Origin of the sequence: Inquilinus sp. CA228, from assembly GCF_052078665.1 — a bacterium.
Taxonomy (GTDB): Bacteria; Pseudomonadota; Alphaproteobacteria; order DSM-16000; family Inquilinaceae; genus Inquilinus.
This window is the reverse complement of record NZ_JBQJIK010000106.1, coordinates 1-23,358: the sequence shown is the minus strand read 5'-3', so window position 1 is coordinate 23,358 and position 23,358 is coordinate 1. Positions and strand designations below refer to the sequence as shown.

The window sequence follows — 23,358 nt, the reverse complement described above, 5'->3', positions numbered from 1 at the left end:
GGGCATAGATGGCGCGCTGGCCCAGCACCATGTTGGCCTGCACCCCGAAGTCGAGCAGCACGCCGGCGGCCGCCAGCAGCACCACCGACCCGGCCGCGCCGCCGGCCCAGGCCATGACATAGGCGACGGCGACCGAGGCCAGGGCGCCGAAGGTGGCGGGTCGGGTCCAGCCGCGGTCGGCGATGCGCCCGGCCAAGGGCGCGGCCAGGGCGCCGGCGGCGCCGACCAGGGCGAAGACGGCGATGCCGGCCTGGCTGTAGCCGAAGCGCGGGCTGGCCAGCTCCAGCGGCACCGCGGTCCAGAACAGGCTGAAGCCGGCGAACAGCGCGGCCTGGTAGGCGGCGCGGCGCTGCAGGATCGGGGTGTGGCGGAACAGGGTGGCGAGCGAGCGCAGCACCTGGCCGTAGCCCGGGCCCGGCGCCGGCCGGTACTGCGGCAGGCGCCAGGCCAGCACCGCCAGCAGCCCGACCATCAGTACGGCGGACAGGAAGAAGATGGCGCGCCAGCCGAACTGGTCGGCGACCACGCTGGCGATGGGCCGGGCCAGCAGGATGCCGACCAGCAGGCCACTCATGACATTGCCGACGACCCGGCCGCGGATCGCGTCGGGCGCCATGTGCGCCGCCATCGGGATCAGGATCTGCGCCGCGACCGAGCTGAGGCCGATCAGCAGCGCCGCGAACAGGAAGATTCCGGCGGTCGGCGCCAAGGCCGCGACCAGCAGGGCGACCACCGTGCCCGACAGGGTCAGCACCACGAGCCGCCGGTTCTCGACCATGTCGGCCAGCGGCACCAGCAGGATCAGCCCGACGCCGTAGCCGATCTGGGTCAGGGTGACGACCAGGCTGGCGGCGACGGTGCCGAGCCCGACCGACGGTGCGATCAGCGCGATCAGCGGCTGGGCGTAGTACAGATTGGCGGCGATGGCGCCGCAGGCGACCGCCATCAGGAACATCATCGCCGGCGTGATCGCCGGGGCGGCAGGATGCGCGCGCTCGCCCATGGCGACGCCTCTCGGGCAACGGAATCGGTCAGAGAAGGACCAGATATAGAACGCTCGGCGCCGCTGCATTGCACAAAAAGTCGGACATGGCAGCGTTGAGGGATCGGCGCGGCTGTCGTTCAGGGGCAGGACATCACCAGCTTGCCCTGCACGGCTCCGCGCTCCAGCAGCTCATGCGCCTGCCGCACGGTCTCGACCGACAGCGGCCCCAGATTGGTGATCGGGGGCGGGGGCAGCGCGCCACCGTCGAACAGCGCGGCCAGCTGATCGAGCATGTCCCGGTACCGCCGCCAGACCGCGCGGTCTTCGACCAGGGAATAGGCGTTGGCGCCAACGGTATGGAACGAGGCATTGCGCTGGAACAGGACATCGGCATCGCCGAGCGCTGGGGTCTCGGTGACGGAGGCGAGATGGCCTTCAAGGGCCAGCAGCTTGCAGCAGGCGGACAGCATCGTGCCGCCGACCAGGTCCAGCACACTGTCGAACGGGCCGCCGTTCCGGTCCTTGGCACGGTCGGTGAAGTCGTCCTGCCGGTAGTCGACGATCTGATCGTCCGCGAGACCGCAGCGCTCGATCAGATAGGCCCGGCTCCCGGCGTAGCCGGCGGTGGTGACCAGCCGTGTCACCCCGAGATGCCGCGCGAGCATCAGGGCGAAGGTGCCGACGCCGCCCGCCCCGCCGGCGACGAACAATGATCGCGACGCTTCGGCCTGCGCCTGCCGCAGCGCCAGGGTCGCGGTGATGCCCGCCACCGGAACGGCGGCGGCCTGGTCATGGCTCAGCGTGCGCGGCTTGCGCGCCACCAGCTCGGCCGGAACGCTCACGGACTCGGCATAGGTGCCGCTGCTCGCCAAGTTGCAGACATAGCTGTAGACCTCGTCGCCCGGTTGGAAATCCGCCGCGTCGTCAACCGCCTCGACGATGCCGGAGAGATCCCGGCCCAGGATCGGCGACCGGACCATCCGGCCCTCGGGACCACCGCGGCGGATCTGGGCATCGACGGGATTGAAGGCGACGGATCTCACCCGGATCCGCACGTCGCCGGGGCGCAGCGGCGGGATCGGCAGCTCCGCGAGGCGGAAATTGTCGGTTCCGCCATGGGCGCTGAGGACGATGGCTCGCATGATGCTGCGCTTCCTCGGTTGCCTTTGCAGGATCGGCTTCTAGGCGAGATCGGTGCGGGCGAAGTCGTCGCCCTTGTAGAGCAGAGCCACGCCGAGCGTCCTGGCGCAGGCATAGGCGAAGCAGTCGCCGAAATTGAGATCGGCGACATGGCCGACGGCTTTGCCGTAGATCGCGCTTGCCTCGAGCGCCTGCTGTCCGATTTCGGGCGAGATCGCCACCTCCTCAGCCCCCAGATCCTCGACAAAGGCATCGATGGCGTCTCGAGCTTGCCGCAGGAGACCGGGCGACGGTTTTGCGTTCGCCGCCTTCGCCATCGTCTTGAGACGTGCAAGGCCGATAGAGGCTTCGAACTTGACCAAAGGTGAAACGAAGAAGGGGCCGTCGACGATAGCCAGCCGCTTCTCGATCTCCTCGTAGCCCGGCTCGCGCCCTAGAATCGCGACGATGACGGATGCGTCCACGAACATCAGGCGTCGCCCCACATCTCGTCGGTATAAGCCTTCATGTCGAAGGCGGGATCGCCCGGCCCCATCGCGTCGGCGAGCGCTCGGGAGCGTGCCAGTCGATCCCTGAGCGGAAGGGCACGGCGTGCCGCGACGAGCAGGGCCCGCAAGGCTTGGCGGACCGCCTCGGTCTTGGTTTTTGCCTTGGTGATCCTGCGGACCTCTTCTGCAAGTGCGTCGACCTCGGCATCGCGGATGAACAGCGCCATCGGGATATCTCCTTCTGCTATCTATATAGCGCGTGAAAGATATCCATACCATGAGCCTCGCGTGGTTCCTTGCCCTTACCCTAACCGCGCCCTTAGCCGGCGCAGCAGCTTGGGCACGTCGGGCGGCTGGACGATGGCGCCGCGGATCAGGCTGTCGAAATGCTCGGACAGGGTGCGGATGTGCTCGGTCGAGTTGAACAGGAAGTACATGCCGCCGAGATAGATCACCGCCCGCAGCGGCCCGAACACCGTCACCGGCACGGAATAGTGCTGCCGGCCGTCGTAGAAGAACCAGCGGAAGGTCGGGTACAGCTCCTCCACCAGCGCGATCATGTGATCGAGCTGGCGGGCCCGGACCTCGTTGTCGAGGTCGTGCCAGATGCCTTCGCCGCGGGCGAAGCCCTCGATCGCCTGGATCGAGTTGCAGGCCTCCATGTCGGTCTCCGGCCGGCGCTGATAGGCCAGGCGGGCGGCCGCGGTCTCGATCCGCTGCTCCGGCCCCGCCCCGGCGAAATGCGCCAGCTCGTGCCGGATCACGTCGCGGTTCTTGAGGATGTCGGGCAGGGTGGTCGCGACGTGGCGGATCTTGTAGCCGATCGCCTCGCGGTGCCAGGCGATCAGCCGCTCGTCATCGGCCCATTGCGCGTCGCGCTCGATCGCCAGCCGCTCCGGCAGGATGTCGGCGGACAGGGGGCCGCGCTGGCTCAGGCCCAGCAGCCAGTCGATGCTGACCTGGCGGGCGGCGGCGATCGCCGCCAGGGTCTCGGCCCGCGGCAGCCGGTCATTCGCCGGCGACAGGATCTGCGACAGGGTCGACCGGTCCATGCCGACGGCGGCGGCGAAGGCGCTGCGGCTCTGGCCGGAGGCGGCGATGATCTCCACCAGCCGGGCGCGGAAGGTCTCGATCATGTCGTGGCGGGACTGCGCCATTGCGGTGTTTCCAAAACAAATTGTGCGGTTTCGCAACGTCTTGGATGAGAGTACATCAATCGCGTTGTTTCGTGCGCATTATCGCATTGTCCGACATGACCGTTTCACGACAGCCTGGATCCGAGGGGATGGATCGATGGCAGACATGGTGAGACGAGCGAGCTTCGAAGGACCGACCTGGGCGGTGGCCGTCACGGTCTATTGCGGTTGGGCGGCACTGCTCTGGTTCCACGCGGCGCTGCCGGCGCCCCTGTTCATCGCCATCGGCGCGGTGCTGCTGGCCTGGTACGGGTCGCTGCAGCACGAGACCATCCACGGCCACCCGACCCGGTCGCGCCGGATCAACACGGCGATCGGCTGGCTGCCCCTGTCGCTGTGGCTGCCCTATGCCACCTATCGCGACCTGCACCTGCACCATCATCGCGACGCGCATCTGACGTCGCCGGTCGAGGATCCGGAGAGCTACTACGTCACCGATGCCCACTGGTCGGCGCTCAGCCCGGCCGGGCGGTCGGTGCTGCGCTTCAACCGCACGCTGCTGGGCCGCTTCCTGATCGGTCCCGCCCTGGCCTGGTACGGGCTGTGGGCGGAAGAGCTGCCGAAGCTGCGCCGCGACCGCAAGGCGCGGATCGTCTGGGCGGCCCATCTGACCGGCGCCGTGGCCGTGCTGGCCGTGGTCTCGGTCGGGTTCGGCATCTCGCCGATCCTCTATGTCGCCACCTGCTATGCCGGCACCGCGGTGTCGCTGCTGCGCTCCTTCGCCGAGCACCGCGCCGGGCCGGAAGGGCTGCGCACCGCCGTGGTGTCCTCCGGGCCGTTCTTCTCGCTCTTGTTCCTCAACAACAACCTGCATGTGGCGCATCACGCCCGGCCCGGCCTGGCCTGGTACCGGCTGCCGCGCTTCGCCGCCGCCAATGATTCGGCCGGCGTCGCCGAGCGCGGCGCCGGGCTGTATCGCGGCTATGGCGAGATCGCCCGGCGCTACCTGTTCCGCCCGGTCGACGAGCCGGTGCATCCCGATTTCGACGCCGAGCGCCACGTCCGGTGACGGCCGCGACCGTGGCCGGCGCGGCCAGCCTTCCGATGTACGATCTGCCGGAGATCCGCTGGGCCACCGATGCGCTGTGGTCGGCGGTTGCAGCGCGCCTGGCGGCCGCGGGCATCGCGGCGCCGCCGGCCTTGAGTCGCGGCCCGACGACGCATGAGCTGTGGACCGACCCGGCGCTGCTGCTCAGCCAGACCTGCGGCAACCCCTATGTCCGGCACCATCGCGACCGGCTGCGACTGGTGGCGACGCTCCGCTACGCCGCCCCGGGCTGCGACGGCCCGCGCTACCGCAGCCAGCTGGTGGTGCGCGCGGATGCGCCGGGCGACGGGCTGGCGGATTTCCGCGGCGCCGTCTGCGCCCTCAACAGCTGGGACAGCCTGTCCGGCTGGGTCGCGCTGGCTGCGGCGCTGCCGGAGCCCCGGTTCTTCCGGGGCGCTCTGGTCACCGGCGCCCATGTCGACAGCCTCGCGGCGGTGGTGGAGGGGGAGGCCGACATCGCCGCGATCGACTGCGTCACCCATGCGCTGCTGCAGCGCCACCGCCCCGGGGCGCTGGCCGGGCTGCGCGTGATCGGCCGCACCGCGCCGGCGCCGGGCCTGCCGCTGGTGACCCGTCGCGACGCGGATGATGCGACGGTCGAGGCGCTGCGTTCGGCCCTGCGCGGCGCGCTGGCCGATCCGGCGCTGGCCGAGGCTCGCGCGGCGCTGCTGATCGAAGGCATCGAGATCCTGGGCGAGGCCGATTACGACGCCATCCCGCCCCTGCCGGTCAGCACTCCTCCTCAACTTTCCGCTCCGTCTCGCCGCTCCGCCACAGCTCCAGCGCCCTGACGGTCTCGGCCACACGGGCCTTGGCCACCTTGGCCAGTTCCAGGCGGCGGCCAGGCCGGTTGTCGCCCCTGTCGCCGAGCGATTCGGCGAGGTCGATCAGGACGCGGGCGCCACAGATCGCGGCGCAGGAGCGCAGGGCATAGGCTTCCAGCGCCAAGGCCTCGCGGTCGCCGGCGCCGGCCGCGGCGGCGATCGCGTCGGCGCGTTCGCGCAACTCCTCGAGCAGGTCGTCGACCATCGCCCGGCGGGCGGCGTCGTCGAATCCGGACAGGTTGCGCTCCAGCGCCGCCGGGTCGAACAGATATCGCGGACCGTTGCCGGTCATCCGTGCCTCCACCACCCCCCTCTCATATCGCTTCGCAGGACCGCAAGTTCCAGGCGAGGGGGCGACGCGACGCGGCGGCGTCTTGCATTCCGGAACGGACAGTCCATATTTCGGCGATGGTTTCCCACCCCGGCCGTCCCCGCGAATTCGACAAGGACACCGCGCTCGACGCGGCGATGGCCCTGTTCTGGCGCCAGGGCTATGAGGCGACGTCGCTGGACGATCTGACCCAGGCCATGAATCTCAGCCGCAGCAGCTTCTACGGCTGCTTCGGCTCCAAGCGGGACACGTTGATAGCGGCAATCCGACGCTATGCCGACCAGCGCTTCGCTGCGCTGGGTGAGCGGATCGCGGCCGAGCCGGATCCCGGCCAGGCCCTGCGACGCGCGGTCGAGGCGATCGCCAGCGCCCGTGGCGACCGCGACGGCTGCTTCCTGATCAACTGCACGGTCGAGCTGGCGCCCCACGACCCCGAGGTCGAGGGGCTGAGCCGCCGCCATCTGGAGCGGTTGGAGGGGCTGCTGGCCGGGCTGCTGGCCGGACAGGCCGGAACAGCGGTCACCACCGCGGTGTCGGCGCGAGCCAGGGCGCTGCTGGCGCTCCTCACCGGCGCCTCTGTGATGTACAAGGCCGGCACCCCACCCGCCGCGATCGACGAACTCCTGGCCGCCGCCGAGCCGCTGATGCGGTGACGCCGGCCGGATCCCATCCCTCGTGTTTTTCGGCTCAATTTTGGACTGATCGGTCCTGAATCGAGCGCCCAACCGGAGAGAATGATGTCTGTTCCGAAGCTGTTCACGCCGACCCGGATCGGCGACCTGGATCTGCCGAACCGGATCGTGATGGCGCCGCTGACGCGCAACCGGGCGAGCCGCGATGGCGACGTGCCGCATGCGCTGAACGCCGAATACTACGCCCAGCGCGCCACCGCCGGCCTGCTGATCTCCGAGGGCACGCAGATCTCGCCGGAGGGCAAGGGCTATGCCTGGACCCCGGGCATCCACAGTCCGGAGCAGGTGGCCGGCTGGCGGCTGGTGACCGACGCCGTGCACCAGGCCGGCGGCCGGATCGCGGCGCAGCTCTGGCATGTCGGCCGGATCTCGCACGCGGTGCTGCAGCCGGGCCGCGCGGCGCCGGTCGGGCCGTCGGCGATCGCGGCCGACAGTCGTGTCTTTGACGGCGAGGGCTTCGTCCAGCCCTCGACGCCCCGGGCGCTGGAGACGGCGGAGCTGCCGCGCCTCGTCCGCGACTATGCCCAGGCCGCGCGCAACGCCAAGGAGGCCGGCTTCGACGCGGTCGAGATCCACGCCGCCAATGGCTATCTGCTGCACCAGTTCCTGGCCGACGGCACCAACAAGCGGGCCGACGCCTATGGCGGCCCGATCACCAACCGGGCCCGGCTGCTGCTCGAGGTCGCGGAGGCGGTGGCCGAGGTCTGGACGCCCGGCCGGGTCGGCGTGCGGCTGTCGCCTTTCTCCAATTTCGGTGACATCGCCGACAGCGACCCGATGGCGACCTTCGGCCACGCGATCGAGGGGCTGAGCGGGCTCGGCATCGGCTTCCTGCATCTGGTCGAAGGCCAGACCGGCGGCTCCCGCGAGCTGCCGCCCGGCGCCGACCTCCAGGCGCTGCGCCGGCTGTTCAAGGGCAGCTACATCGCCAACAACGGCTACGACCGCGGCCTGGCGATCGAGGCGGTGGAGAGCGGCCGCGCCGACCTCGTCGCCTTCGGCAAGCTGTTCATCGCCAACCCGGACCTGGTCGAGCGGCTGCGCCAGAACGCGCCGCTGAACCCGCCGGACCAAGCGACCTTCTACGGCGGCGACGCCCGCGGCTACATCGACTATCCGACGCTCGAGAAGGCCGCGGCCTGACCGCTCATCCCGCCTTCGGCGCCGTCAATGCGGTGGCGTCGCGGGCGGTGTCGACGCCGAGGGTGAAGCCGGCATAGAAGCCGATGCCGAGGCCGAAGATCAGGGCCCAGACGGCGAACCAGCGCATCCCGCGCAGGCGCTGCTGCAGCTTCTCGATCTCGCTCATCGGCATCCTCAGGCTGGGTCGGCCGTCATCGCGGCCAGATCTTCGTCGTCGGCGGTCTGCATCGCCCACAGCCGGGCGTACAGGCCGCCGCCGGCGATCAGCTGCGCATGGCTGCCGACCTCGGCCACTCGGCCGTGGTCCAGCACATAGATCAGGTCGGCGTTGCGCACGGTCGACAGCCGGTGCGCGATCATCAGCGTGGTGCGCCCGGCCATCAGCAGGGTCAGCGCCGCCTGCACCTGCCGCTCGCTCTCGGTGTCCAGCGCCGAGGTCGCCTCGTCCAGCAGCAGGATCGGCGCGTTCTTCAGCATCGCCCGGGCGATCGACAGGCGCTGCCGCTGCCCGCCCGACAGCTTCACCCCCTGTTCCCCGACCTTGGTGTCGTAGCCCTTGGGCAGGCGCTGGATGAACTCGTGCGCCGCCGCCGCCTTGGCCGCGGCCTCGACCTCCTCCTGCGTCGCCGAGGGGCGGGAATAGGCGATGTTGGCGCGCACCGTGTCGTCGAACAGGGTCACTTCCTGGCTGACCAGCGCCATGTGGTCGCGCAGCGAATGCAGGGTCAGGCCGCGGATGTCGTGGCCGTCGATCGCGACCGTGCCCTGGGTGGTGTCGTAGAAGCGCGGGATCAGGTTCAGGATGGTCGACTTGCCGGCGCCGGACGGCCCGACCAGCGCCGCCGTCTTGCCGGCCGGCACCTCCAGTGTGACGCCGCGCAGCGCCGGGATCTTCGGGCCGTAGGAGAACTGCACGTCGGTCAGGGTGATGCGGCCCCGGCATTGCGTCAGCGCCATCGCGTCCGGTGCGTCGCGGATCGCCGGCACCGAATCGATCGTCTCGAACACCCGCTCGGCCGCGGCGAAGCCGGAGGACAGGGTGTTGTGCAGGTTGGCCAGCCGCCTCAGCGGGTCGTAGACCATCAGCAGCGCGGCGATGAAGGCGAAGAACGAGCCGGTGGTGCGCGAGCCGGAGACGACCTCGTTGCCGCCGTACACGATGACGATGACGATGGCCACGCCCGACAGGATCTCCAGGATCGGGCTGGTGGCCGAGCTGATCCGCATCGCCTTCTGCCGCAGCCGCGAGACCTCGTTGATGATCTTGGCGGCGCGGCCGGTCTCGCGCTCCTCGGCGTTGTAGGCCTTGACGTGGCGGATGCCCTGGAAGACCTGGCCGAGATGGTTGTTCAGCGAGCCGTACTGGGTGAAGGTCTTGCCGGTGATCTTGCGGATGCGCTTGCCGATCTGCAGCACCGGGATCACGGTCAGCGGGAAGATCACGAAGGTGACCGCGGCCAGCTCCAGGTCGGTGTAGAACATCACCCCGACCAGCGCGACCAGCGACAGCAGGTCCCGGCCGATGCCGGTGATGCCGGTCGCCACCGCGCCGTACATCGCCTGCACGTCGTTGGTGAAGTGGCTGACCATCCGGCCCGAGGTGGTCTCGTGGAAGGCGGCGAGGTCGGCCCGCACCCGGTTGCGGAACATCCGCACCTGCAGCTCGGCGATGATCAGCCGGCCGACATTGTTCAGGATCACGCCCTGGGCGTAGCCGGCGACGCCCTTGACCACGAAGATCGTCATCACCGCGATCGCCAGCGGCCACAGCCAGGTGGCGTCGCGCTCGGTGAAGATCTTCTCGATCACCGGCTTCATCACATAGGCCGAGGCCCCGGTCGAGACCGCGGTCAGCGCCATGCAGAACAGCGCCATCGCCACCTTCGGCCAATGCGGCCGGATGTAGTTGCGCAGCAGCCGCTGGGCGATCTCGCGGTCGCTCACGTGCCGCGGCTGCGGCTTCCTGTCCCTGCGCTTGGCCAAGGTGATCCGGATTCTGGTATCGGGCGCGCCGTTAAACCACGGCCTCGGCTCCGCTTCAACCTTGCGGCCCGTTCCGCTGATCGGCACCATCATGCGATAAGGCCGCGCTGCGGCCCCAGAAAGTCCGTGGGGAGACCGATATGACAGAGGCGTTTGCCTCGGAACGCCCGAATGCGTGGGCCAAGCTGTACCCGCCCAAGATCGACTGGAGCCGGTCGATCGAGCCGCGGCCGCTCTACGCCATCCTCGACGACGCGGTGGCGCGGTTCGCCGACCGCCCCTGCGCCACCTTCATGGACAAGACCCTGACCTACGGCCAGATCGGCGACCTGGTCGCCCGCGCCGCCAAGGGGTTCCAGGCCGCCGGGATCGGCAAGGGCGACCGGGTCGGCCTGTTCCTGCCGAACTGCCCGTATTTCGTGATCTGCTACTTCGCGCTGCTGAAATGCGGCGCGGTGGTGGTCAACTTCAACCCGCTCTATGCCGAGCGCGAGCTGATCACCAACATCGACGACAGCGGCACCGAGCTGATGGTGACGCTCGACCTGGCGCAGCTGCACAACAAGCTGCTGCCGCTGCTGGACCGCACTGCGCTGAAGCGCATCCTGGTCTGCCCGATGGCGGGGGTGCTGCCCTTCCCGAAGAACCTGCTGTTCCCGATCGTCAAGCGGCGCGAGGTGGCGAAGGTGCCGAAGGACGGCCGGCACCTGCGCTGGGCCGATCTGGTCCGCAACGACGGGCGCTTCGCCCCGGTGCCGATCGCGCCGGAGGAGGACCTGGCGGTGCTGCAATACACCGGCGGCACCACCGGCACGCCCAAGGGGGCGATGCTGACCCACGCCAACCTCTACGCTAACGCGGTGCAGGCGGGCTGCTGGTTCGAGGGCATGATCCCGGGCCAGGACCGGATGCTGGCCGTGCTGCCCTTCTTCCACGTCTTCGCCATGACCGTGGCGATGAACCTGGCGATCTGGGCGGGGGCGGAGATCATCATGTTGCCGCGCTTCGAGCTCGAGACCGTCATGAAGACGATCCACGAGAAGAAGCCCAGCCTGTTCCCGGCGGTGCCGACCATCTACACCGCGATCGCCAACTTCCCCGAGCGGGCGAAATATGACCTGTCCTCGCTGAAGCGCTGCATCTCGGGCGGGGCGCCGCTGCCGGTCGAGGTCAAGCACGCCTTCGAGGCGGCGACCGGCTGCAAGCTGGTCGAGGGCTACGGCCTGACGGAAAGCTCGCCGATCGCGACCTGCAACCCGCTGTTCGGCGTCAACAAGGAGGGATCGATCGGCATTCCGCTGCCGCAGACGATCATCGAGATCGTGTCGCTGGACGACCGCGTCACGCTGGTGCCGACCGGCGAGCGCGGCGAGGTCTGCATCCGCGGGCCGCAGGTGATGAAGGGCTATTGGAACCGGCCGGAGGACACGGCGGACGTGCTGCGCAACGGCCGCCTGCACACCGGCGACGTCGGCACCATGGACGAGGACGGCTACACCTTCATCGTCGACCGGATCAAGGACATGATCCTGTGCTCCGGCTTCAACGTCTATCCGCGCAATGTCGAGGAGGCGATCTACCTGCACCCGGCGGTCGAGGAATGCATCGTCGCCGGCCTGCCGGACGCCTATCGCGGCCAGACGGTGAAGGCCTACATCAAGCTCCGCGTGGGGCAGAGCCTGACGGCCGACGGGCTGGTCGAGTTCCTGAAGGACAAGCTGTCGCCGATCGAGATGCCGAAGCTGATCGAGTTCCGCGACACGGCGCTGCCCAAGACCCTGATCGGCAAGCTGTCGCGCAAGGCCGTGCTGGAGGAAGAGGCGGCCAAGGCGGCCACGCAGGAGGCGCGCACCGGCACCTGAGCGCTTCCGATTGACCAGGATCTCCGATCGCGCTACTTTACGTTTACGTAAACGGCATGCAGCAACGCGGTCGGAGGAATGGCGCCATGGAGGCGGATACCAGGGAGAAGGCGGAGGTTGAGCAGCGCAGCTATTCGATCGGCGATCTCGCCGCGGCGTTCGACATCACCCCGCGCAGCATCCGGTTCTATGAGGATGAGGGCCTGCTGTCGCCCGAACGGGCCGGCCTGACCCGCATCTACAGCCATCGCGACCGGGCCCGGCTGGCGCTGATCTGCCGCGGCAAGCGCCTCGGCTTCTCCCTGGCCGAGATCAGGGAGTTCCTCGACCTCTATGACCGCGAGCACGGCCAGGTCGAGCAGATGACCTTCTTCCTCGGCCGCGCCCGGTCCCGGCGCGCCGCCCTCGAGACCCAACTGGTCGACGTCCAGCAGACGATCGAGGACCTCAGGGGCATCGAGGACGAGATCACCACCTTCCTGAAGCAGGAAGGCGCGCTGCCGGAAGGCTGAGCCGCCGCACCATCCGCGGGCGCGGCCCGCGACAAGAAAATCTGAGGAGCCTGACATGGACAAGAGCGTCGTCATCGCCGGGTTCAAGCGGTCGCCGCATCACTTCGCCAACAAGGGGGACCTGCGCCGGGTCCGGCCCGACGATCTGGTCGCCGACGTGATCAAGGCGCTGGTCGCCGAGACCAAGGTCGACCCCGAGGCGATCGAGGACCTGATCCTCGGCTGCGCCTTCCCGGAGGGCGAGCAGGGCTTCAACATGGCCCGCATGGTCGTGTTTCTGGCCGGGCTGCCGCAGTCGGTCGGCGGCGTCACGGTCAACCGCTACTGCGGCTCGTCGATGCAGGCGATCCACCAGGCCGCCGGCGCCATCCAGATGGGCGCGGGCGAGGCCTTCCTCTGCGCCGGGGTCGAGAGCATGACCCGGGTGCCGATGATGGGCTTCAACCCGGCGCCAAACCCGAAGCTGGCGGCCGAGATGCCGCAGGCCTATTTCAACATGGGCGTGACCGCCGAGAACCTGGCGGTGAAATACCAGATCACCCGCGAGAGCCAGCAGGACTTCGCCATCCGCTCGCAGCAGCGCGCGGCCAAGGCCTGGGCCGAGGGCCGCTTCGCCGGCGAGGTCGTGGCGATCGCCACCAAGGACGGCACGGTTGATCGTGACGGCACCATCCGCCCCGACACCAGCCAGGAAGGCCTGTCCGGGCTGAAGCCGGCCTTCGACCAGAACGGCACGGTGACCGCCGGCACCTCCAGCCCGCTGACCGACGGCGCCTCGGCCACCCTGGTGACCAGCGAGGCCTTCGCCAAGGCCGCGGGGCTGCCGATCCTGGCCCGGATCAAGTCGATCGCGGTGTCGGGCTGCGCGCCGGAGATCATGGGCATCGGCCCGGTCGGCGCCAGCCGCAAGGCGCTGAAGCGCGCCGGGCTGACGCTCAAGGACATCGACGTGGTCGAGCTGAACGAGGCCTTCGCCGCCCAGGCGCTGGCGGTCGGCCGCGACCTCGAGCTGGACTGGGACAAGACCAACCTCGACGGCGGCGCCATCGCGCTGGGCCATCCGCTCGGCGCCTCGGGCGCGCGGATCACCGGCAAGGCCGCGTCGATCCTGAAGCGGGAGGGCGCCAATCTCGCCCTCGCCACCATGTGCATCGGCGGCGGCCAGGGCATCGCCACGGTGCTCGAGGCGGCCTGACCACATCGCATCGACGCCTGCGACACCCCCTCACCCGGAACCGCGAGGCGGTTCCGACCCCTCCCCAGGGAGAGGTGAATTCCCTCTCCTCGGGGAGAGGGAGGGCCCGGCCAAAGGCCGGGAGGGTGAGGGGAGGACGCGGCACCAGGGAGCTGAGACATGGACATCAAGCAAGTCGCGGTGATCGGCGCCGGGGTGATGGGCAGCGGCATCGCCGCACACTTCGCCAATGCCGGCGTGCCGGTGCTACTGCTCGACATCGTGCCGAAAGGCGCGACCAACCGGAACGCGGTGGCCGAGGGCGCGCTGGCGCGCATGGCCAAGGCCGACCCGGCGCCCTTCATGTCGAAGGCGGCGGCGCGGCTGGTCACCCCGGGCAACACCGAGGACGACCTGGCCAAGCTGGCCGGCTGCGACTGGATCGTCGAGGCGGTGCTGGAGGACCCGGCGGTCAAGCAGGACCTGTATGCCCGGATCGAGCGGGTGATGAAGCCCGGGGCGGCGGTCTCCTCCAACACCTCGACCATCCCGCTGGCGATCCTGACCCAGGGCCGGTCCGAGGCGTTCCGGCGCGGCTTCCTGATCACCCATTTTTTCAACCCGCCGCGCTACATGCGCCTGCTGGAGCTGGTGACGGGGCCGGAGACCGACCCGGCGCTGGTCGCCGGCATCCGCGGCTTCGCCGATCTCCGCCTCGGCAAGGGTGTGGTCGACTGCAAGGACACGCCCGGCTTCATCGCCAACCGGATCGGCACCTACTGGATCCAGGCGGCGGTCAACGCCGCCTTCGACCTCGGCCTGACGGTGGAGGAGGCGGATGCGGTGGCCGGCCGGCCGATGGGCGTGCCGAAGACCGGCGTGTTCGGGCTGATCGACCTGGTCGGGCTCGACCTGATGCCGCATATCGCCAAGAGCCTGCTGGCGACTTTGCCGAAGGACGACGGGTATCGCGAGATCTATCGGGTCGAGCCGGCGATCGAAAAGCTGATCGCCGAGGGCTACACCGGCCGCAAGGGCAAGGGCGGCTTCTACCGCCTCAGCAAGGCCGCCGACGGCAGCCGGGTGAAGGAGAGCATCGACCTCAAGACCGGCGCCTGGGCGAAATCGGACAAGCCGAGGCTCGACGGCGTCGACGCCGCCCGCGGCGGCGGGCTGAAGGCGCTGGTCGCCTTCGACGACAAGACCGGCCAATACGCCGCCCGGGTGCTGGGCCAGACCCTGTCCTACGCCGCCGGGCTGGTGCCGCAGATCGCCGACACGGTGGTCGCGGTCGATGAGGCGATGCGCCTCGGCTACAACTGGAGCTTCGGCCCGTTCGAGCTGATCGACCAGGTCGGCCCCGACTGGCTGATCGGCTGGCTGGAGAGCCAGGGCAAGCCGGTGCCGGCGCTGCTGAAGGCCGCGCAGGGCCGCAGCTTCTACCGGGTCCAGGACGGCAAGCTGCAGTACCTGACCACCGGCGGCGACTATGCCGAGGTGACGCGGCCGGACGGCGTGCTGCTGCTGGCCGACATCAAGCGCACCGCCAAGCCGATCGCCCGGAACGGGTCGGCGGCGCTGTGGGACATCGGCGACGGCGTCACCTGCTTCGAGTTCATCTCGAAGATGAACAGCCTCGACGACCAGACCATGGCCCTGCTGGGCGAGGCGATCCGCATCACCGCGACCAAGTACAAGGCGATGGTGATCTACAACGAGGGCACCAACTTCTCGGTCGGCGCCAATCTCGGCCTCGCCCTGTTCGGCATCAACATCGCCTTGTGGCCGCAGATCGAGGCGCTGGTGAAGGGCGGCCAGGATGCCTACAAGGCGCTGAAATTCGCGCCGTTCCCGACCGTCGCCGCGCCCGCCGGCATGGCGCTGGGCGGCGCCTGCGAGATCCTGCTGCATGCGGCCGCGATCCAGGCCCATGCCGAGACCTATTGCGGCCTGGTCGAGGTCGGCGTCGGGCTGGTCCCCGGCTGGGGCGGCTGCAAGGAGATGCTGCTGCGCGCCTATGCCCAGCCGAAGCGCCCCGGCGGCCCGATGCCGCCGCTGGGCCAGGTGTTCGAGACCATCGGCACGGCCAAGGTGGCGAAGTCGGCCTTCGAGGCGAAGGAACTGCTGTATCTCCGCCCCAATGACGGCATCACCATGAACCGCGACCGGCTGCTGGCCGACGCCAAGGCCCGGGCGCTGGCCTTGGCCGAGGGCTACCAGCCGCCGAAGCCGATGGAGGAGATCCGCCTGCCCGGCCCGACCGCCAAGACCGGCTTCGCGCTGGCGGTGGCCGACCTGGCGCGCACTGGCAAGGCGACGCCCTACGACGTCGTGGTCTCCGACAAGCTGGCCACGGTGCTGTCCGGCGGCGACACCGACATCACCGAGACGCTGACCGAGGACGATGTGCTGGCGCTGGAGCACCAGATGTTCAGCCAGCTGGTGCGCCTGCCCGGCACCATCGCCCGGGTCGAGCACATGCTGGCCACCGGCAAGCCGCTGCGGAACTGAGAGGATCTGACAATGCCCAGCTACAAGGTTCCGCTCGACGACATCCGCTTCGTGCTGCACGAGCTGTTGGATGCCGGCCAGCTCGCCAAGCTGCCCGGCTATGAGGAGGCGACGCCCGACACCGTCGACGCCATCCTGGAGGAGGCGGCGCGCCTGGCCGAGAACGAGTTGGCGCCGCTGAACCAGCCCGGCGACGAGGAGGGCTGCCGCTTCGAGAACGGCGTGGTCTACACGCCGAAGGGCTTCAAGGAGGCGTATCGCACCTTCGCTGAGGGCGGCTGGAACGGCCTGTCGGCCGACCCGGCCTTCGGCGGCCAGGGCATGCCCAAGGCGGTCAATTTCGTGATCGAGGAGGTGCTGTCCTCCGCCAACATGTCCTTCGGCATGTATCCCGGCCTGTCGCAGGGCGCCTACAACGCGCTCGAGACCTATGGCGACGACCAGCAGAAGGCGACCTATCTGCCGAAGCTGGTCGACGGCACCTGGTCCGGCACCATGTGCCTGACCGAGCCGCATTGCGGCACCGATCTCGGCCTGATCCGCACCAAGGCGGAACCGGCGGAAAACGGCGCCTGGAGCATCACCGGCACCAAGATCTTCATCTCGGCCGGCGAGCACGACCTGACCGAGAACATCATCCATCTGGTGCTGGCCCGGCTGCCCGACGCCCCGCCGGGCATCAAGGGCATCAGCCTGTTCGTGGTGCCGAAGTTCCTGCCGAAGGAGGAGGGCGGGGCGGTCGTCGCCGGGCCGCGCAACGGCATCGCCTGCGGCTCGATCGAGCACAAGATGGGCATCAAGGCCTCGTCCACCTGCGTGATGAATCTCGACGGCGCCACCGGCTGGCTGGTCGGCGAGAAGCACAAGGGCATGCGGGCGATGTTCGTGATGATGAACACCGCCCGGCTCGGCGTCGCGCTGCAGGGCCTCGGCGTCGCCGAGGTCGCCTACCAGAACGGCGTGGCCTACGCCAAGGACCGGCTGCAGGGCCGCTCGCTGGCCGGCACCCAGGCGCCGGACAAGCCGGCCGACCCGATCATCGTCCATCCCGACGTGCGCAAGAACCTGCTGACCGGCAAGGCCTTCGCCGAGGGCGCGCGGGCGCTGGGCTATCTGGTCGGCATCAACATCGACCTCTACACCAAGCACCCCGACCCGGCGGTCCGGCAGAACGCCAACGACTTCGTGTCGCTGATGACGCCGATCCTGAAGGCCTATTTCACCGATATGGGGCTCGAGGTCGCGGTCCGGTCGCAGCAGGTGCTGGGCGGCCATGGCTACATCCGCGAATGGGGGATGGAGCAGTTCGTGCGCGACGCCCGCATCGCCCAGATCTACGAGGGCGCCAACGGCATCCAGGCGCTCGACCTGGTCGGCCGCAAGATGCCGCAGGACATGGGTCGGCTGCTGCGCAGCTTCTTCCACCCGGTCGACGCCTTCATCCGCGAGGCGGCGGAGGACGAGGCGATGCTGGAGTTCGTCGGCCCGCTGGCCAAGGCCTTCGGCAAGCTGCAGCAGGCCACCGCCTGGATCGCCCAGAAGGGGCTGAAGGACCCGGAGGAGGCCGGCGCCGCCTCGTCCGACTATCTCAAGCTGTTCGCCCTGGTGGCGCTGGGCTGGATGTGGGCGCGGATGGCGAAGCTGGCGCTGGAGAAGGCGCCCAAGGCCGGCGACCGCGCCGGCTTCTACGACGCCAAGCTGAAGACGGCCCGCTTCTTCATCCAGCGCATGCTGCCGGAGACCGGCTCGCTGTTCATCCAGATCATGGCCGGCAAGGCGCCGCTGATGGCGCTCGAGGCCGAGGCGTTCTGACGGGAGGCGACGGCCGCCGCCGATGAACCTCTATCTCCGCCTCATCCGGGTCGTGGTCGCGGCGCTGCTCGGGCGCCGCCTGACCCTGTTCGACGACAGTTTGGTGCGGTTCCGGGTCTGGCCGAACGACCTCGATTTCAATCTGCACATGAACAACGGCCGGTACCTGACGGTGATGGACCTCGGCCGCACCGACCTGATGCTGCGGGTCGGGCTGGTCGGCCTGCTGTGGCAGCGGCGCTGGGCGCCGGTGCTGGGCGGGGCGACCATCCGCTACCGCCGCTCGCTCGCCGCCTTCGCCGGCTATCGGCTGCGCAGCCGCCTGCTGGGCTGGGACGAGAAATGGCTGTATCTCGAACAGGGCTTCGAGGATGCCGGCGGCGCCGTCGCCGCCCAGGCCGTGGTCAAGGCCGTGTTCCGCCGCCGCGGCGGCACGGTGCCGACGGCGGAGATCGCCGCCGCCTTCGGCTGGCAGGGCCCGTCGCCCGAGCTGCCGGCCTATGTCCAGGCCCTGCGCGACGGCGAGGACGCGATGCGCGTGGGGTTGCGGGACGGGCCCCGCGCCGCCTGACCGCCCGACCCCAAGGCCGGGCGGCCGGCTGCGGCCTTGGCGGTCACAGCACGAAGTCGCCGGCCTGCGGGGCGATCGCGCCGGTCAGGACGATGTGGAAGTCCGAGGCGCCGTCGCCGTTGACGTCGCCGGCGATGGTGGTGGTGCCGTTGGCGACGGCGAAGCGCAACTCGCCGGCATGGTGGGTGTAGGCCCCGGTGCCGATGAAGCGGAACGCCTGGTTGCCCGCCACCGCGGTGTTGGCGTCGATCGCCGCCAGGTCGATGCGGTCGCCCTGGGCATGGCTGAAATCGGTGATCCGGTCGGCGCCGGCCCCGACCGGGCTCTGCGCCACGCTGCCATAGACGAAGCGGTCGGCTCCGGCGCCGCCGGTGAGGGTGTCCTTGCCGCCGGCTCCGGTGAGCACGTCGTTGCCGTTCCAGCCCTGCAGCACGTTGGCGCCGCTGTTCCCGACCAGGCTGTCATTGCCCTGGCTGCCGGACAGGTTCTCGATGCCGATCAGGATGTCGCCTTGCGCCTCGCCGCCGCTGCCGTTGACGAGGCTGACCACGACCCCTGTGGAGCCGGTGTAGTAGCTGGCGGTGTCGATGCCGTCGCCGCCGTCGATGCGGTCGGCCCCGGCACCACCACGCAACACGTCGTTGCCGCCACCACCGACGAGGGTGTTGTCCACAACCGAGCCGATCAGGGTATCGGCGAAATCTGTGCCGTAGACAGCCTCGACGTCGATGAGGATGTCGCCCTCGGCCTCGCCCAACCGGCCGCGGCCGGCGCCGAGATCGACGATCACCCCGGCATTGCCGTTGTAGTCGATGGCGTCGATGCCGTATTCGCCATCAAGCCGATCGGCCCCGGCACCGCCGACGAGGAAATCGTCACCGACCCAGCCCTTCAGCAGGTCGTCACCGCCATCACCAAACAGGGCGTTGTTCGCGTTCGACCCAAGCAGCCAGTCGCCGAAATCGGTGCCGTAGACATTCTCGACCTCGACCAGATAGTCGCCCTCGGCCTCGCCCTTATGGCCGCGGAGCCTGTACAGGCTGACCTCGACCCCGACATCGCCGTTGTAGTCGACGGTGTCGATACCGTCCCCGCCGTTGAGGGTATCCGCCCCGGTGCCGCCGACGAGCAGGTCGTCACCGCCCCCACCCGCCAGCCTGTCGTCGCCGCCATCGCCGAAGAGGGCATTGTTCGCGGCCGACCCGATCACTTCGTCGGCGAAACCGGTGCCATAGACATTCTCGATGCCGCTGAGGACGTCGCCGGCGGCCTCGCTGTATCGGCCGAAGCCTCCGTGCAGATCGACAAGCACCCCGAAATTGCCGTTGTAGTCGACGGTGTCGATGCCGTCCCCGCCATGGAGGTGATCCGCCCCGGCCCCGCCGACGAGGAGATCGTCGCCGCCTAAGCCGTATAGGTAGTCGCTGCCGCCACCGCCGTTGAAGCCGTTGTTCGCCTGCGACCCGACCAGATCATCGATGAAATCGGTGCCATGGACATTCTCGATGCCGACGAGCACGTCGCCCTCGGCCTCACCCCACCAGCCGCTGCCGGAGGTCAGATTGATGACCACCCCGACATTGCCGTTGTAGTCGACGGTGTCGATGCCGTCCCCGCCGTTGAGGCGATCCGCCCCGGTCCCGCCATCCAGGAAGTCGTTCCCGTTGCCTCCGGTCAGCAGATCATTGCCGCCGAGGCCGTAGAGGCGGTCGTCGTCATCCGTGCCGTTGAGCCAATTGCTGCTGTCGTTGCCGACCTTATCCATGAAGATCTCCTGTGAGAGGGCTGCCGCATGCGCGCGGGTCGGCACGCATGCGGGCGTTCAGCGCGCCGCGATGACGAAGTTGCGGATTTGTGGCGAATTCCTCGGTCTGGCCGAGGATCGCGGACTCCCCGTTCGCCGCGGGGAGTTGACGCCGCGGACCGTCGTCCGCTCGGCATCGGCCGCGTGTGTCGGGAGCATTGTCCCGAAACCGGGGAAGGGCCTCAACCCCCGAAGATGGGGGTATCGGTCACTCAGCCGTCGAGCAGGCCGAGAGTGAGGGCGATGGCGACCGCCTCGGTGCGGTTGGCGGCACCCAGCTTGCGCATCGCCGATTGCACATATTGATTGATGGTCTCGACCGACAGATCGAGCTGGCGGGCGATCGCCTTGTTCGATGCGCCGCGGGCGATCCGGGCCAGGCATTCCCGCTCGCGCCGGCTCAGCGCCGGTCCGGCCTGCGCCAGCCGGACGGCTGTGCGCCGGGCCGCGGCGGTCGCGATCCGGCCCTCGATCGCCACCGCCCGGTCGAGATGCGGCGCGAGACGGCGCAGCAGGCGCAACTCGTCATCCCCATAGGATGGCTGACGGCGAGAGCGCATGACCGTCAGGACGACGGGCCGCGCCGCATGGTCCTTTCCATACCAGGACAGGGCGCTGTGCAGGCCGTACGGGACCAGGAAGTCGTTGTAGAATTCGGACCGTTCCCACTCCCGTTCCGACACCAGCATGCGGTCGTCGACGGCCGATCCGAAGGGCAGTTGCCGCATCATCGGCCAGACCGGGTCGACGTCGCGATAGTGGGCGGCGTAACGCTGGATGAAGGTCGGGTCGCAATCGACTGCGACGGCATCGTGCGCCTGCGTGCCGTGCCACCGCAGCGCTGCGGACCCTCCGCCGACGGCCCGGGTCAGCCGGTCCACCGCCACCGTCCAATCCTCGTCGCCGATGGCGGCGTCATAGGTCAGGCCGATCAGGTCGGCGAGGCAGCGTTCATCGAGCATGGCGCGACAGGACCGTTGTGGACCGCATGCGAGCAGGTCATCGACCTGCGCATCAATACCAGGATTATGGTCTTTCCTTGGCGCCGGCCCGCCTTGTTCTTGCCGTGCCGCCGCGTCAGGTTGGCGGCGAGCTTCGACGGGGAGGGACGGATGAGGATTCTGGCGCATCTCGTCATCGGCGCGGCGGTCGTCGCCGTCCTGTCCTCCGCACCGCCCGCCTCGGCGGCGGGGTCGCCGGACCCGAAGGCGGTGGGGGAGGCGATCACCGCGATCTATGTCCCGCTCAGCCTCACCCGCGCCGTGGTCGCCAGCTGCGATCGGGCCGACGCGCCCGGCGCCGCTTCCCATGCCGCAGCGCTGCAGGCGTGGCGCCAGGCGAACGACGCCGACCGGCTGGAGCGGCTGATGGAGCGGGTGCTGGCCGGGAACAGCAATCTCGCCAACGCCAGGTCGAAGCTGGACGGTGCGATCCAGGCCCAGGCCGATTCGATGATCCAGAAGACACCGCTGCTCTGCGGCGCCCTGCCGGCGCTGTTCGGCGGCAAGACCTTCGCGCTGGCCAATGCCGCGTCGGCCCGTGGCGTGCTGCAGGCCATGGTCGGGACCGGGCCGCTGCCGAAGACCCTCTATTCCGTCGGCCAGCTTTCGGCCCTTGCGGCCGAAGCCCGGCGCCAGGCGCCCGGCGACGAGGACGAAAAGACCGACTGGGCCTCCAACGTCCTGGGCCGGCTGGGGGTGATCGCCGTGTCCGGCCGGGCCGTCGACGACGACCGGCTGCAGCAATGGACGGTCGACCAGCAGTCGCTGTGGACCGCGTCCTGCGACTTCGACGATGACGCGGAGGAGAAGCTGTTCGCCCGGGAGGAGGGCCGCGACGTCGTCGTCGCCGGCCGGATCGGCCGGGTCTACGACTTCAAGGTCGTCACCCTGGAAGGCTGCCGGCTGCTCGACGGGCCGGAGGGCATGGCCAAGGCGAACATCCCGGAGGAGACCGGCCTGACGCCGAAGGCGAAGACGCTGTTCTCGATCGCCCAGCTCTCCGTGGTGGCGAAGGAGCTGTTCCGGCGTACGCCCGGCGCGAAGGACGACGACAAGGTCGAGGCCGTCACCGGGGCGATGCAGCAGCTCGGGCCGATCGCCCTTGCCGGTCATTCCGACGGCGACGACCGGCTGCAGCAATGGCTGCCGGAGAAGCGCTCGATCTGGACCGCCAGCTGCGACTTCGCCGACGAGGTGGAGGAAAGGCGCTTCGAGCAGACGAAGAACAAGGACGTCACCGTCATCGGCCGGATCAGCCGGGTCTATGCCTTCGAGGTGTTCAACCTGTCCGACTGCCGGCTGCTGGACGACCCGTCGCGCCTTGCCCGCTCCGACCTGCCGGAGGCCGGCGGGCTGGAATATCGCCCGCCCAGCGCGGAGGAGGTCGATGCCGGGCCGGACAAGGGCCTTCCGGCCGACCGGATCGAGGCGATGCTGTTCCGCGAGCAGTTCCAGATCGGCATCAACCCGGGCGGCGGCACCTACACCAACCGCAACGAGGAGAGCTTCCTGCTGCTCAAGGACGGCACCGCCTATCGCTACGAGTTCGGCTATCCTCCGACCGATCTCGATGCCGAGCAGGTCCGCCGCCGGGCGCCGCAGGACTGGTCGCGCTGGGAGCGGCCGGGCGCGAAATACGTGATGACCGCGGCGGCGGGGGAGAAGTCCGACTGGTCGAGCTTCATCGTGCTGAAGCCGTTCCCGCCCAACGCCCGGCTGGATCGCAGCTACTACTATCTGAACGTGTCGCAGGGCGGCGTCACCACGCGCATCAGCCTGATCTTCCGGCCCGACGGCACCTTCGAGCGGCACCAGGGCGGCAGCTACTTCATGCAGAGCCCGGTGGGAACCGGGCCGGATGGCGGCTCGGTCGGGGTCTACAGCGGCGGCATGGGCGCGGTGATGACCGAGAACGGCTTCTCCATGGGCGGGGCGCTGAAGTCTCGGGACTCGGCCGGGCGCTACCGGCTCGACGGCTATTCGCTGCAGCTCATGGCCGATGACGGCACGGTCGCCCGGCTGCGCATCGGCGTCCCGGGCGACGACGTCGCCGCGCCGGACACGCTCAACATCGGCGGCACCAGCTACTGGGATGCGGCGAAGGAGAAGTAGGGGCGGGCAGGGGAGGGACTGTTTTTGCCCCCCTATTGTCGTGCCCGGTCTCACATGGGGAGTTTGGTGTCAAGCGGGTGAAGAGGCTACGGCATGGTGTGTCGCCCTGGTTGAGAGGATTAGGGAGTCCGGAAGGCAGGCCTGAGCCGTGTTGGGGAGACGCGGCCGG

At 69.3% G+C, this 23,358-nt stretch carries 21 protein-coding genes; 11 read left to right on the top strand and 10 right to left on the bottom strand.

The annotated features are described in order from the left end of the window. From ACTOWL_RS34460 to ACTOWL_RS34440, 5 genes are all read right to left on the bottom strand, one after another. Positions 1 to 1,003 (bottom strand): MFS transporter (locus ACTOWL_RS34460; RefSeq protein ID WP_441325825.1); only part of this gene is annotated, 1,003 nt, incomplete at its 3' end. A 119-nt stretch (positions 1,004 to 1,122) separates the two neighbouring features. Then, entirely contained in the window at positions 1,123 to 2,127 is a 1,005-nt protein-coding gene (locus ACTOWL_RS34455) for a quinone oxidoreductase family protein (protein WP_441325824.1), read from the bottom strand. 39 nt (positions 2,128 to 2,166) lie between these two features. Further along, entirely contained in the window at positions 2,167 to 2,595 is a 429-nt protein-coding gene (locus ACTOWL_RS34450; RefSeq protein WP_441325823.1) for a type II toxin-antitoxin system VapC family toxin, read from the bottom strand. Next, positions 2,595 to 2,840, bottom strand: a complete 246-nt coding sequence (locus ACTOWL_RS34445) for a type II toxin-antitoxin system VapB family antitoxin (RefSeq protein ID WP_441325822.1) — start codon at positions 2,838 to 2,840, stop codon at positions 2,595 to 2,597. Before ACTOWL_RS34445 ends, ACTOWL_RS34450 begins: the two co-directional genes overlap by 1 nt. Positions 2,841 to 2,915: 75 nt before the next feature. Further along, a complete protein-coding gene (locus ACTOWL_RS34440) occupies positions 2,916 to 3,770 on the bottom strand; it encodes a helix-turn-helix domain-containing protein (RefSeq protein WP_441325821.1) in 855 nt (284 codons plus the stop codon). A gap of 136 nt (positions 3,771 to 3,906) precedes the next feature. Between ACTOWL_RS34440 and ACTOWL_RS34435 the strand changes: the two genes are divergently transcribed. After that, positions 3,907 to 4,818: a fatty acid desaturase gene (locus ACTOWL_RS34435; protein WP_441325820.1), complete on the top strand. Its 912-nt coding sequence runs from the start codon at positions 3,907 to 3,909 to the stop codon at positions 4,816 to 4,818. Next, positions 4,815 to 5,648 carry a phosphate/phosphite/phosphonate ABC transporter substrate-binding protein gene (locus ACTOWL_RS34430; RefSeq protein ID WP_441325819.1) on the top strand — a complete coding sequence of 278 codons (834 nt, stop codon included), beginning with the start codon at positions 4,815 to 4,817 and terminating at the stop codon, positions 5,646 to 5,648. Before ACTOWL_RS34435 ends, ACTOWL_RS34430 begins: the two co-directional genes overlap by 4 nt. Here the strand turns inward: ACTOWL_RS34430 and ACTOWL_RS34425 are convergent. Beyond that, the gene (locus ACTOWL_RS34425; protein WP_441325818.1) at positions 5,587 to 5,973 is read right to left on the bottom strand and encodes an Hpt domain-containing protein; all 387 of its coding nucleotides are present in this window, start codon (positions 5,971 to 5,973) and stop codon (positions 5,587 to 5,589) included. The two genes, ACTOWL_RS34430 and ACTOWL_RS34425, sit on opposite strands and share 62 nt — an antisense overlap. Positions 5,974 to 6,089: 116 nt before the next feature. Here ACTOWL_RS34425 and ACTOWL_RS34420 point away from each other — a divergent pair, with 116 nt between their 5' ends. Together ACTOWL_RS34420 and ACTOWL_RS34415 are read left to right on the top strand one after the other, a co-directional pair. After that, complete coding sequence (locus tag ACTOWL_RS34420) at positions 6,090 to 6,665, top strand: TetR/AcrR family transcriptional regulator (protein WP_441325817.1); 576 nt, start codon at positions 6,090 to 6,092, stop codon at positions 6,663 to 6,665. Between the two features lie 84 nt (positions 6,666 to 6,749). After that, positions 6,750 to 7,847 carry an alkene reductase gene (locus ACTOWL_RS34415; protein WP_441325816.1) on the top strand — a complete coding sequence of 366 codons (1,098 nt, stop codon included), beginning with the start codon at positions 6,750 to 6,752 and terminating at the stop codon, positions 7,845 to 7,847. A gap of 4 nt (positions 7,848 to 7,851) precedes the next feature. Here ACTOWL_RS34415 and ACTOWL_RS34410 read toward each other — a convergent pair whose 3' ends face one another. Further along, the gene (locus ACTOWL_RS34410; protein WP_441325815.1) at positions 7,852 to 8,013 is read right to left on the bottom strand and encodes a hypothetical protein; all 162 of its coding nucleotides are present in this window, start codon (positions 8,011 to 8,013) and stop codon (positions 7,852 to 7,854) included. Between the two features lie 8 nt (positions 8,014 to 8,021). Further along, positions 8,022 to 9,791 carry an ABC transporter ATP-binding protein gene (locus tag ACTOWL_RS34405; protein WP_441325814.1) on the bottom strand — a complete coding sequence of 590 codons (1,770 nt, stop codon included), beginning with the start codon at positions 9,789 to 9,791 and terminating at the stop codon, positions 8,022 to 8,024. A 179-nt stretch (positions 9,792 to 9,970) separates the two neighbouring features. Between ACTOWL_RS34405 and ACTOWL_RS34400 the strand changes: the two genes are divergently transcribed. The 6 genes from ACTOWL_RS34400 to ACTOWL_RS34375 all read left to right on the top strand — a co-directional run bounded on the left by ACTOWL_RS34400 (position 9,971) and on the right by ACTOWL_RS34375 (position 18,272). After that, positions 9,971 to 11,692, top strand: coding sequence for a long-chain-fatty-acid--CoA ligase (locus ACTOWL_RS34400; RefSeq protein WP_441325813.1), 1,722 nt, complete (start codon positions 9,971 to 9,973; stop codon positions 11,690 to 11,692). Positions 11,693 to 11,778: 86 nt separating this feature from the next. Beyond that, positions 11,779 to 12,204, top strand: a complete 426-nt coding sequence (locus ACTOWL_RS34395; RefSeq protein WP_441325812.1) for a MerR family transcriptional regulator — start codon at positions 11,779 to 11,781, stop codon at positions 12,202 to 12,204. 55 nt (positions 12,205 to 12,259) lie between these two features. Next, complete coding sequence (locus tag ACTOWL_RS34390) at positions 12,260 to 13,399, top strand: thiolase family protein (RefSeq protein ID WP_441325811.1); 1,140 nt, start codon at positions 12,260 to 12,262, stop codon at positions 13,397 to 13,399. Between the two features lie 159 nt (positions 13,400 to 13,558). Continuing rightward, positions 13,559 to 15,889, top strand: a complete 2,331-nt coding sequence (locus tag ACTOWL_RS34385; RefSeq protein ID WP_441325810.1) for a 3-hydroxyacyl-CoA dehydrogenase NAD-binding domain-containing protein — start codon at positions 13,559 to 13,561, stop codon at positions 15,887 to 15,889. Between the two features lie 12 nt (positions 15,890 to 15,901). Next, complete coding sequence (locus ACTOWL_RS34380) at positions 15,902 to 17,701, top strand: acyl-CoA dehydrogenase C-terminal domain-containing protein (RefSeq protein ID WP_441325809.1); 1,800 nt, start codon at positions 15,902 to 15,904, stop codon at positions 17,699 to 17,701. Between the two features lie 22 nt (positions 17,702 to 17,723). Next, the gene (locus ACTOWL_RS34375) at positions 17,724 to 18,272 is read left to right on the top strand and encodes a thioesterase family protein (RefSeq protein ID WP_441325808.1); all 549 of its coding nucleotides are present in this window, start codon (positions 17,724 to 17,726) and stop codon (positions 18,270 to 18,272) included. Between the two features lie 43 nt (positions 18,273 to 18,315). Here the strand turns inward: ACTOWL_RS34375 and ACTOWL_RS34370 are convergent, their stop codons facing one another. Both ACTOWL_RS34370 and ACTOWL_RS34365 read right to left on the bottom strand, forming a co-directional pair. Beyond that, positions 18,316 to 20,037: a calcium-binding protein gene (locus tag ACTOWL_RS34370; protein WP_441325807.1), complete on the bottom strand. Its 1,722-nt coding sequence runs from the start codon at positions 20,035 to 20,037 to the stop codon at positions 18,316 to 18,318. A 251-nt stretch (positions 20,038 to 20,288) separates the two neighbouring features. Next, on the bottom strand, positions 20,289 to 21,206 hold the full coding sequence (locus ACTOWL_RS34365) for a helix-turn-helix transcriptional regulator (RefSeq protein ID WP_441325806.1): 918 nt from the start codon (positions 21,204 to 21,206) through the stop codon (positions 20,289 to 20,291). Between ACTOWL_RS34365 and ACTOWL_RS34360 the strand changes: the two genes are divergently transcribed. Further along, positions 21,189 to 23,189, top strand: a complete 2,001-nt coding sequence (locus ACTOWL_RS34360) for a hypothetical protein (protein WP_441325805.1) — start codon at positions 21,189 to 21,191, stop codon at positions 23,187 to 23,189. The two genes, ACTOWL_RS34365 and ACTOWL_RS34360, sit on opposite strands and share 18 nt — an antisense overlap. Positions 23,190 to 23,358: the final 169 nt, after the last annotated feature.